Below are 10,055 nucleotides of genomic sequence, written 5' to 3' on the forward strand. Positions count from 1 at the left end.
ATTTCCAGTATTTCAGGCCCTCCACCCCAACACCTCAACCATACAAGCCAGATCCGCGGATGTCGCTGGTGTGGCCTGCTCCGCGGCCCTCGGCACCGTTGCCCGCCCGACGTCGCTGAGATCGGGATGCGCCTTGCCTGGAGAAGCCGGTGAGTGAGGCACGCGGCACCCTCCTGCTGCGGCGGCTCGGCCTCGCGCTGCTCACGCTCTGGGGCGCGGCCACGTTCGCGTTTCTCGCGCTGCGTCTGGTCCCGACCGACCCGGCGCTGGTCATCGCGGGGGCAGGGCAGGATGCCGTTGCCATCACCAAGGAGGTGCTGGACGCGATCCGCGCCGAGTACCACCTGGACCAGCCGCTCGTCGTGCAGTACCTGCTCTACCTCGGGCGGCTCGTGCGGGGCGACCTCGGCATCTCCTATGCGCAGGACCAGCCCGTGCTGGCATTGATCGCCGAGCAGGCGCTGCCCACGCTGGCGCTGGCCGGCCTGGCCAGCCTGTTCGCCGTCCTGCTGTCGGCCGGCGTCGCGCTGCTGACGGCCGGACACCGCACGGCCAGCGCGCTGGCCAGCGCGGTGGAACTCGTGCTGGCGTCCACGCCCGTGTTCTGGGTCGGCTTCCTGCTCATGCTGGTGCTCGCCGTGCAGTGGCGCGTGTTCCCGCTGCTCGACGCGGGCGACCTGCGCTCGCTGGTGCTGCCCGCCCTGACCATCGCGTTGCCCACGGCCGCGCCGCTGGCCCAGGTGCTGCGGCGTGCGCTCGACGAGGTGCTGGAGCAGCCTTTCATCCTCACGGCCCGCGCGCGCGGCTTGTCGCGCCTGCAGGTCAAGCTCCAGCATGCGCTGCGCCATGCCGTGATTCCCTACCTCACGATGCTGGGCTTCTCATTCGGCGCGCTGCTGGGCGGCGCCGCCATCACCGAGACCCTGTTCGGCCGCCCCGGCCTGGGCCGGCTGCTCGTCAACGCGGTCACACGCCAGGACATGCCGCTGGTGCTGGGCCTGGTCATCGTCGGCACGCTGGCCTTCATCGCCATCAACACGCTCATCGACATGGCCTACATCCTGATCGACCACCGCATCGACGCGGCGCCTGCGGCATGACATCGGCCGCCGCTCCCTCCGGCCTCGCACTGCCGGCCCTGCGCTGGCCCGGCATCGGCGACCTGTTCGCCGCGCTGAGCCTGGCCACGGTGCTGCTGTTCGTGGTGGCGGCGCTGTGGCCGGAACTGCTCGCGCCCGGCGACCCGCTGGCGGCCGACCGCAGCGCGCTGCTGGCGCCGCCTTCGGCCACCCACCCCTTCGGCACCGACCAGATCGGCCGCGATGTCTACACGCGCGTGGTGCACGGCGCACGCTCTTCGCTCGCGCTGGGTTTCGGCGCGGTGGCGCTGGCCGTCAGCGTAGGCTCGGCGCTGGGCCTGGTGGCCGGCCTCACGCGCCGCTACGCGCCGACCATCGTGATGCGGCTGACCGACATCGGCGCCGCCTTCCCCGAACTGCTGCTGGCCATCTTCATCGTCGCGCTGTTCGGCAGCGGCGTGCTGCATGCCGCGCTGGCCATCGGCGTGGCCGGCATTCCCTATTACACGCGCGTGGTGCGGGCCCAGGCCCTGCGCACGCGCGCCGAGCCCTTCGTCGAGGCGGCGCGCGCCCTGGGTTTGTCGCCGGCCGCCGTGCTGTGGCGCCACACCATTCCCAACGCGCTGCGGCCCGTGGGCACCATCGCCACGCTGGGCTTGGGCGGGGCTACGCTGGCCGGCGCGGCCCTGAGTTTCCTGGGCCTGGGCAGCCCGCCGCCGGCACCCGAATGGGGTTCCATGCTGACGAATGCGCGCAGCTTCCTGACCATGGGCTGGTGGGCCGCCGTGTTCCCGGGCGCGGCGCTGACGGTGTTCGTGGCCAGCACCACGGTGCTCGGCCAGTGGCTGCAGCGGCGTGCGGAGGGCAGGGCATGAGGCTGCTGCCCGACCAGGCGGCGCAGGGCGCTGCGCCTCTTGCGGCCCAGCCCCTCGTGCGCGTGCGGCAGCTCGCCGTGGACTTCCGCCAGGGCTGGCAGTGGCGCCAGGCCGTGGGCGGCGTGAGCTTCGACATCCCGCGCGGCGGCTGCGTGGCGCTGGTCGGCGAATCCGGTTCGGGCAAGAGCGTGACCGCGCGCAGCCTGCTGGGCCTGCACGGCGCCGGCGCGCGCCTGCGTGCCGAGGCGCTGGAACTCGGTGGCCGCGACCTGCGCGGCCTGCGCGAGCGCCAGTGGCGCAGCGTGCGCGGCCGCGAGGTCGGCTACATCCTGCAGGATGCGCTGGTCTCGCTCGACCCCTTGCGCACGGTCGGTCAGGAACTGGCCGAGGCCGTGCGGGCCACCGGCGGGCCGGGCGGCTCGGCCACCCGGGCCCGCGTGCTGGAGCTGCTCGCACGCGCGCGGCTCGATGACGCCACGGAACGGCTGCACGCCTACCCGGGCCAGCTCTCGGGCGGCCAGCGCCAGCGCGCGCTGATCGCGAGCGCGCTGGCCGGTGCCCCGCCGCTGTTGATCGCCGACGAGCCCACCACGGCGCTCGACGCCTCTGTGCAGCAACAGATCATCGCGCTGTTCCGCGCGCTGCGCGACGCCGGTACGGCGCTGCTGCTGATCAGCCACGACCTGGGCGTGGTGGCGCGGCTGGCCGACCGCGTGCTCGTGCTGCGCGGCGGCGAGGTCGTGGAGTCCGGGCCCACCGACGCGGTGCTGCGCCGGCCCGGCCATGCCTACACGCGCGCGCTGCTCGACGCCGTGCCGCGGCTGGACGGAGCGGCGCGCGGCACGGCCGCGGCAGAACCCCCAGGGCCCGCCGACGCGCCACTGCTGCGCCTGCAGGGCATCCGCAAGCGCTTCGGCACGCGCGAGGTGGTGCGCGGCGTGGACCTCGTGCTGCATCCGGGCCGCACGCTGGGCCTGGTGGGCGAGTCCGGCAGCGGAAAGACCACGCTGGCCCGCATCGTGGCCGGACTGGAGACGCCCAGCGCCGGCGAAGTCAGCTGGGGACCGTTGCTGCAGCGCGCGGCCGCCGGCCGGGCGCGCCCCGTCCAGTTCGTCTACCAGGATCCGCTGTCGTCCTTCGATCCGCGGCACACGGTCGGCACCATCCTGGCCCAGGCGCTGGCGCTGCGCTTCGGCCGTGAGCCCAGGGCGCGCCTGCAGGCGCGCGTGGCCGAATGGCTCGCGCGCGTGGAGCTGCCTGCGGCGCTCGCGTCGCGCCGGCCGCTCACGCTGTCGGGCGGGCAGCGCCAGCGCGTGGCGATCGCGCGGGCGCTGGCCGTGGAGCCACGGCTGGTCGTCATGGACGAGCCCGTGTCGGCGCTGGACGTTTCGGTGCAGCAGCAGGTGCTGCGCCTCATCGCCACGCTGCAGCGCGACACGGGCGCGGCCTTCCTGTTCATCTCGCACGACCTGGGCGTGATCCGCCAGGTCAGCCACGCCGTGGCGGTGCTGCAGGCCGGTGCGCTGCGCGAGATCGGCACGGCCGACCAGGTGCTGACGCACCCGCGCGATCCCTACACGCGGGAATTGCTGGCGGCCGTGGCGCGGCTGCCTGCGTAGGGGTGGGGGGGGCCGTTGCGCCGGCTGCCCAAACACCGGCGTCTCGTGCGCGCAGGGCCGTCATGCCCACAGCGGACAATGGAGCTTTCTCCTTCCGCGGCCACCACGATGCACTTTTCCACGTCCACCTTCCGCTCGCTTCCGGCCGCGCTGTTGCGCGACCCACCGTCGGCGCGGACCGCCGCCATCGCGCAGGCGTTCAGTTCCGGGGGCATCGACGAGGCCTTGCGCGTCATGAACGCCGGCGTGGCGCACCGCTACTCGGGCATCTTCGCGCTGGACGGCGAGCTGCTGCGCAACACCCACATGTTCGACAAGCTCGGCGAGGTCAAGCCCGAAGCGCTGGAGGTGGTGGTGCTCAAGGACAGCTTCTGCCAGATCGTGCTGCGCGAGGGCTTCTTCCTGACCGACAACACCGCCCAGGACCGCCGGCTGGACTACAGCCCGTTCCAGGGCGTCGTGATGTCCTACCACGGCGTTCCGCTGCTGAACGACCGAGGCGAACTGCATGGCACGCTGTGCCATTTCGACATGGTCGAGCAGTCGATTTCCGACGAGGAACTGGCTTGCCTGCAGTTCACCGCCAAGCTCCTACCCTCCTACCTGTAGCCGCCGAGGCGCTCAGGTGCGCGGCCGGCCGACCGGCGTGTGCTCGGCCAGCAGCGCCACGACCCAGTCGATGAAGGCGCGCAGCCGGGCGCCCACGTGCCGGTTCGGCGCGTAGGCCAGGTACAGCGGCATGGGCGCCAGCTGCCAGTCCTCGAACAGCGGCACGAGTTCGCCGCTGGCGCGGTGCGGCCTGGCCATGTAGTCCGGCAGCCAGAGCACGCCCAGGCCGGCCAGGCCCGCTGCCAGGTAGGCATTGCCGTCGTCGACCGCGAAGGCGTAGCGGCCCTGCACGTGGACCTGCTCGTCGCCACGCCGCATGGCGTAGGGAAAGGTCCTGCCCGCGCGCGCCCACAGGAAGCCGACGATGCGGTGGTGCGTGTCCTCCAGCATGCGCGGGTGCTCGGGCCGGCCCGCCAGCGCGAGGTAGCCCGGTGCCGCGTACACGCCCAGCTGCAGGTCGGCCACGTGGCGGGCGATGAGCGAGGGGTTGGCGATGTGGCCGCCGCGCAGCACGCAGTCCACGTTCTCGCCGACCAGGTCGACGCGGCGGTCGCTCACGCCCATGTCCAGCTGGATCTCCGGGTAGCGCGCATGGAAGTCCGGCAGCGCCGGCACCAGCAGCATGCGCGCGAGCGGACTCGGCACGTCCACGCGCAGCCGCCCGCGCGGCACCGCGGCCGCGCTGGCCAGCCCGGTCTCGGCCTCTTCCACGTCGGCCAGGATGCGCAGCACGCGCGCGTAGTAGGCCGCGCCGTCGGCCGTGAGGTGCACGCGGCGCGTGGTGCGGTTCAGCAGCTTCACGCGCAGCCTGGCCTCCAACTGCTGCACGAGCTGGGTGATGCTGGTCTTGCTGATGTGCAGCGTGTCGGCCGCCTTGGTGAAGCTGCCGGCTTCCACGACGCGGGCGAAGGCCTGCATCGCATCGAAACGGTCCATGCGGGCTCCGGTGGGATCGGGATTGTTTGGAGTTTACGAACAGTGGTGGGTGGACTTGCGCGTTGATCGCGCGGCCGTGGCTTCCTACAGTGCCTGCATCCCAACCCATCCACCAAGGCATCCCCATGGCACAACGTGACGTCGTTTTTCCCGCCGGCCGCCAGGCCCTGTACGAGCGCAACCGCTACTCGCCCGCCGTGCGCTCCAACGGCCTGCTGTTCGTTTCCGGCCAGGTCGGCAGCCGCGAGGACGGCTCGCCCGAGCCCGGGCTCGAAGCCCAGGTGCGCCGCGCGTTCGAGAACCTCAACGCCGTGCTCGCAGCGGCCGGCTGCAGTTTCGACGACGTGGTCGACGTGACGGTCTTCATCGTCGATCCCGCCGAGCGCTTCGAGCGCATCTGGGCCGTCGTGCCCGCGTACTGGGGCCAGGCGCCGTATCCCAACATCACCTGCGTGGGCGTGACCTGGCTGTACGGCTTCGACTTCGAGATCAAGGTCATCGCCAAGCTGCCCGAGGGCGCGCCGGCCTGACGGGCCCGGCGCGACGCCGCCGGCGCCCGCTGGCGATGTCGGCGTCTTGTCCTACATGGCGCTTTCGGTCCGCGCCGCGCCAGGCTCCGTATCAGGCAGTGACCGGGTGTGCTGCCGGATGCGCCCAGGGCGTGGAAGCGGCAGCTGCCTGGTTGCGCCTGCGCGCTCGCGCAGGTGCCACCCACGGTGGCGCCATGCCGATGCCGGCGCGTGCCCACCCGAAAGGAGCAAGCCATGCTGGGTTACTTTCTGACGCGCGCGCAGGTCGACGGGATCGCCATGCGGCGTGCCGAACGGCGCGCCTTCTTCCGCAAGACGAGCGGCTTCGCGGTCGGCATGGCGGGGGGCGGCATCCTCGCCGCCTGCGGCGGAGGGTCGGGCGACTCGAACGCCCAGGCCAACGAGGTGTCCGATGCCGACGTGCTGAACTTCGCGCTGAACCTGGAGTATCTGGAAGCGCAGTTCTATGCCTACGCGGCCACCGGAACCGGCCTGCCTGCCGCCCAGCTCGGCGGCACCGGCACGCAGGGCGCCGTCACCGGCGGCCGTGCGGTCAATTTCACCGACCCGGTGGTGCGCCAGTACGCCAAGGAGATCGCGCAGGACGAGATCGCCCATGTGGCCTTCCTGCGCCAGGCGCTGGGCTCGGCCGCGGTGGCGCAGCCGGCCATCGACATCGGCGCCGATCCCAACGGTGCGTTCTCGAGCGCAGCGCGCGCGGCGGGTCTGGTGGCCGCCGGCCAGGCTTTCGATCCCTACGCCAGCGACGAGAACTTCCTGCTCGCCGCCTTCCTCTTCGAGGACGTGGGCGTCACGGCCTACAAGGGCGCCTCGCCGCTGATCCAGAACAAGACCTTCCTGGAGGCCGCTGCCGGCATCCTGGCCGTGGAGGCCTACCACGCCGGCCTGGTGCGCACCGCGCTCTACGCCAAGGGCGTGGATGCGCCGGCGCTGCGCACGGCCGCCGACGCGATCTCCAACGCACGCGACAGCCTGGACGGCGGCAGTGACGTGGACCAGGGCGTGAGCGGCGCCGACGACCGCTCCAACATCGTGCCCACCGATGCCAACGGCATCGCCTTCAGCCGCAGCCCCGGCGACGTGCTCAACATCGTCTACCTGAACCCGGGCGCGGTCTCGCGCGGCGGCTTCTACCCCGCCGGCGTGAACGGCGCGCTGGCCTTGAGCAGCGCGCTGGCCTGAGCCAGGACCGACCCCGCACACGCGGGGCCCGGACTTTCCATCCCGGACGAGGACGCACCATGGACATCCTGCACAGACCCTCTGCGGCCCATGCCGCCGCCCTGCCACGCGCCGACCGGCTGCGCTGGCGTTGGCGCCATCTGACCGGGCTGGCCATCGTGCTCGGGGCGCTGGCGCTGTGGACGCAGCAGTTGCTGCAAGGCCCCTGGATGCAAAGCCCCGGCGTGCAGGGCGCACTGATGGGCGGCGGCATGGCGGCCCTGGCGACGGCGCTGGGCACCTTGCCGGTGCTGCTGTCGCAGAAGTTCTCGCAGCGCAGCCACGACACCATGCTGGGCTTCGGCGCCGGCGTCATGCTGGCCGCCAGCGCCTTCTCGCTGATCATCCCGGCCCTGACCGCCGCGCGGCAGCAGGGCGCCGGCAGCTGGGGCGCGGCCGGCACCGTGGGCCTGGGCATCGCGGCCGGCGCACTGCTGCTGTTGCTGGTCGACCGTGTCGTGCCCCACGAGCACTTCGTCAAGGGCCTGGAAGGGCCGCAGGCGCGCGCCATGAAGCGCGTCTGGCTGTTCGTGCTGGCCATCGCCGTGCACAACCTGCCCGAAGGCCTGGCCATCGGCGTGGCCTATGCGGGCACCGAGCCGCTCGGCGCGCTGGCCCTGGCCACCGGCATCTCGATCCAGGACGTGCCCGAGGGCATGGTCGTCGCGCTGGCGCTGCGCGGCGTGGGCTACGGCCGGGCCTGGTCGGCGGGGTTGGGCGTGCTGTCCGGTCTGGTGGAGCCCGTGGCGGCGGTCTTCGGCGCGGCCGTCATCGGCCTGTCGGCCAGTCTGTTGCCCTGGGGCCTGGCGGCCGCTGCGGGTGCGATGCTCTACGTCATCAGCCACGAGATCATTCCCGAGTCGCACCGCGCCGGGCATGAGCGCTGGGCCACCTGCGGGCTGATGCTGGGCTTCATCCTCATGATGGTGCTGGACACCGCGCTGGCCTGACCGGCGCCGGCCCGATCCGCTGCGGGAGCCGCCCATGGCCGATGCGCACCACGATGGTCCGCCACGCCAGCCGCCGCAGGCGCGCACTGCGCTGCAGCTGGTGGCGCCGGGCGATCCTTCCGTCCAGCCGCAAGTCCTGGCTTGGATGCGGGCGGTGGCCGAACTGGCGGACCGCCAGGCCTTCGCCCAGCTGTTCGCCTTCTACGCGCCGCGCGTGAAGGGCTATCTGATCCGCTCCGGCACCGAGCCCAGCCAGGCCGAAGACATCGCGCAGGAGACGCTGCTGGTGCTCTGGCGCAAGGCCGCCCTGTTCGATGCCGAGCGCGCCAGCGTGGGGACCTGGCTGTTCACCATCGCCCGCAACCTGCGCGTGGACCGCCTGCGTGGCCAGGGCGCGGCAGCGGCGCGTGCCGATGCCGTCGAGCTGGACGATGTGGCCGACGAAGCGCCGCCCCTGGACGAGCGCCTGCACACGGCGCAGCTGTGCGCCCGCATGCGCGCGGCCTTGCGCACCATGCCGGCGGAGCAGGCGCAGGTGCTGCGCCTGTGCTATTTCGAGGACCGCCCCCACACCAGCATCGCAAGCACCCTCGGGCTGCCGCTGGGCACCGTGAAGTCGCGCATGCGTGCAGCGCTTGCGCATCTGCGGCGCGCCCTGCAGGATGGCGGACCCACGCCATGACACGCATCACCCACCATCCTTCCGACGCGCTGCTGCTCTCGCATGCGGCGGGGCGGTTGCCGGCGGGGCTGGCGCTGGTGGTGGCGGTCCACCTGGAACGCTGCGCGCGGTGTGCCGCCTACGCCGGTGCCCTGGAGGCCGCCGGCGGCCTGCTGCTGGAGGAGACGCAGCCCGTCCCCCTGCAGGCCCGGGCCCTGGACCAGGCCATGGCCGCGCTGGACGCACCGGCTGCCGAGACGGCAAAGCCCGCAGCGTGGCAGGGCCCGCCGCCCTTGCCGCAGGGCCAGGCCTGGCCGTCGGCGGTGGCGGGCTGCCAGATCGCGCCCTGGCGCTGGATCGGCCCCGGCATGCACTACAGCCGCGTGCGGCTGGCCGGCGACGACGCGGTCACCGTGTTCCTGCTGCGCCTGGCGCCGGGCAAGTACCTGCCCCGGCATGCGCACAGCGGGCGCGAATTGACCCAGGTGCTGTGCGGCGCTTTCCACGACGGCCGGGCCCAGTTCCATGCGGGCGACTTCGACGCGCCGGGCCGGGGCGTGCAGCACCTGCCCGTGGTCCAGTCGGCCGGCGAGTGCGTGTGCCTGACGGCCGTGCAGGGGCGGCTGCAGTTCGACGCGTTCTACGGCCGGCTGCTGGCGCGCCTGGGCGGCCTGGGTTGAGGTCGCGCCGCCCCGGGTGCCGTGCGCCTCAGGCGCGGCGCATGCGCGCGTTCAACCATTCCACCAGCACGTTGTGGTACTCGCGCTGCCAGGCCGGCCGCGTCAGCGCGTGGTCGGCGCCGGCCAGCGTGTAGCGGGTCAGCGAACGCGCGCGGCGGAAGGCGCGCGCGTAGCTGTCGATGAGCTGCGGCGGAATCTGCTCGTCCTGGCCGGAGTCGATGAGCAGCACGTCCCCCGTGAACTGGCTGCAGCACAGCAGCGAACGGTTCTGGTCGGGGGCCAGGGGGTCGGAGCGGTACTCCCGCAGCGCCTGCGCATCGAGCTGCTCCTTGGGTGTGCTCCAGTCGCTGTCGGGGTAGATCGCCGGCGAGCGCAGCACCAGCAGCCGTGCCGGTTTGGCCGCGGCGAGAAAGGTTGCCATGTACGCCCCGAAGCTGAAGCCGAGCAGGGCGAGGCGGTTGCGCGCGACGCCGCGCACGGCGGCGAGGTTCATGTAGTCCTCCAGCACGCGCTGCAGCGCCTGGTCGCGGCTGATGCGCGCGCGCGCCTCGGCCGGCCAGTCGGCGTCGGGGATGTCTGCACGCCGGCACAACCAGCCAGACGGGGCGAGCTGCGACTGCAGCGCGTCGAACTGGCGCCTGCCATCGTCGTCCCATCCCGGAAGAACCAACAGTGCGGGTGATTTCGTTGCGTTTGCAGGACGGGACATGGACGCGTGTCGTGGCTGTGGCGCCACGGCGGTCCGTGGGGCCGGATTGCAGTGAAGGCGGGCCGTCGTCGACGGGCGGTACCCGGGTTTTGTATGAAGCTGCAGTGCGGCCGGCCTGTGGGAGCACAGGCGCATACCGCGTCGGCCAGCGTCCGCACAAGGCGC

Annotated in this window: 11 protein-coding genes; 9 read left to right on the forward strand and 2 right to left on the reverse strand. The window is 72.6% G+C overall.

Annotated features, from left to right (window positions below; genetic code table 11):
* Positions 1-149: 149 nt before the first annotated feature.
* The 4 genes from IE209_RS31105 (at position 150) to IE209_RS31120 (ending at position 4,182) form a co-directional block, all read left to right on the forward strand.
* The gene (locus IE209_RS31105) at positions 150-1,100 is read left to right on the forward strand and encodes an ABC transporter permease (RefSeq protein WP_189690736.1); all 951 of its coding nucleotides are present in this window, start codon (positions 150-152) and stop codon (positions 1,098-1,100) included.
* A complete protein-coding gene (locus IE209_RS31110) occupies positions 1,097-1,954 on the forward strand; it encodes an ABC transporter permease (protein WP_189690737.1) in 858 nt (285 codons plus the stop codon). Before IE209_RS31105 ends, IE209_RS31110 begins: the two co-directional genes overlap by 4 nt.
* On the forward strand, positions 1,951-3,573 hold the full coding sequence (locus IE209_RS31115; protein ID WP_189690738.1) for an ATP-binding cassette domain-containing protein: 1,623 nt from the start codon (positions 1,951-1,953) through the stop codon (positions 3,571-3,573). The genes IE209_RS31110 and IE209_RS31115 overlap by 4 nt, the downstream gene beginning before the upstream one ends.
* Positions 3,574-3,681: 108 nt before the next feature.
* Positions 3,682-4,182: a GAF domain-containing protein gene (locus tag IE209_RS31120; protein ID WP_189690739.1), complete on the forward strand. Its 501-nt coding sequence runs from the start codon at positions 3,682-3,684 to the stop codon at positions 4,180-4,182.
* A 12-nt stretch (positions 4,183-4,194) separates the two neighbouring features.
* Here the strand turns inward: IE209_RS31120 and IE209_RS31125 are convergent, their stop codons facing one another.
* On the reverse strand, positions 4,195-5,118 hold the full coding sequence (locus tag IE209_RS31125) for a LysR family transcriptional regulator (protein WP_189690740.1): 924 nt from the start codon (positions 5,116-5,118) through the stop codon (positions 4,195-4,197).
* A 125-nt stretch (positions 5,119-5,243) separates the two neighbouring features.
* On the opposite strand from IE209_RS31125, the gene IE209_RS31130 reads away from it, so the two are divergent.
* From IE209_RS31130 to IE209_RS31150, 5 genes are all read left to right on the forward strand, one after another.
* Positions 5,244-5,648 (forward strand): RidA family protein, encoded by a 405-nt coding sequence (locus IE209_RS31130; protein ID WP_189690741.1) that lies wholly within the window; start codon positions 5,244-5,246, stop codon positions 5,646-5,648.
* 234 nt (positions 5,649-5,882) lie between these two features.
* On the forward strand, positions 5,883-6,851 hold the full coding sequence (locus IE209_RS31135; RefSeq protein WP_189690742.1) for a ferritin-like domain-containing protein: 969 nt from the start codon (positions 5,883-5,885) through the stop codon (positions 6,849-6,851).
* A 59-nt stretch (positions 6,852-6,910) separates the two neighbouring features.
* Entirely contained in the window at positions 6,911-7,840 is a 930-nt protein-coding gene (locus IE209_RS31140; RefSeq protein WP_189690743.1) for a ZIP family metal transporter, read from the forward strand.
* 34 nt (positions 7,841-7,874) lie between these two features.
* Complete coding sequence (locus IE209_RS31145) at positions 7,875-8,522, forward strand: sigma-70 family RNA polymerase sigma factor (RefSeq protein ID WP_189690744.1); 648 nt, start codon at positions 7,875-7,877, stop codon at positions 8,520-8,522.
* A complete protein-coding gene (locus IE209_RS31150) occupies positions 8,519-9,181 on the forward strand; it encodes a ChrR family anti-sigma-E factor (protein WP_189690745.1) in 663 nt (220 codons plus the stop codon). Before IE209_RS31145 ends, IE209_RS31150 begins: the two co-directional genes overlap by 4 nt.
* A 28-nt stretch (positions 9,182-9,209) precedes the next feature.
* Here the strand turns inward: IE209_RS31150 and IE209_RS31155 are convergent, their stop codons facing one another.
* A complete protein-coding gene (locus tag IE209_RS31155) occupies positions 9,210-9,851 on the reverse strand; it encodes an alpha/beta hydrolase family protein (RefSeq protein WP_189690746.1) in 642 nt (213 codons plus the stop codon).
* Between the last annotated feature and the right edge of the window lie 204 nt (positions 9,852-10,055).

Source organism: Pseudorhodoferax aquiterrae, from assembly GCF_014652235.1.
Classification (GTDB): Bacteria; Pseudomonadota; Gammaproteobacteria; order Burkholderiales; family Burkholderiaceae_C; genus Pseudorhodoferax; species Pseudorhodoferax aquiterrae.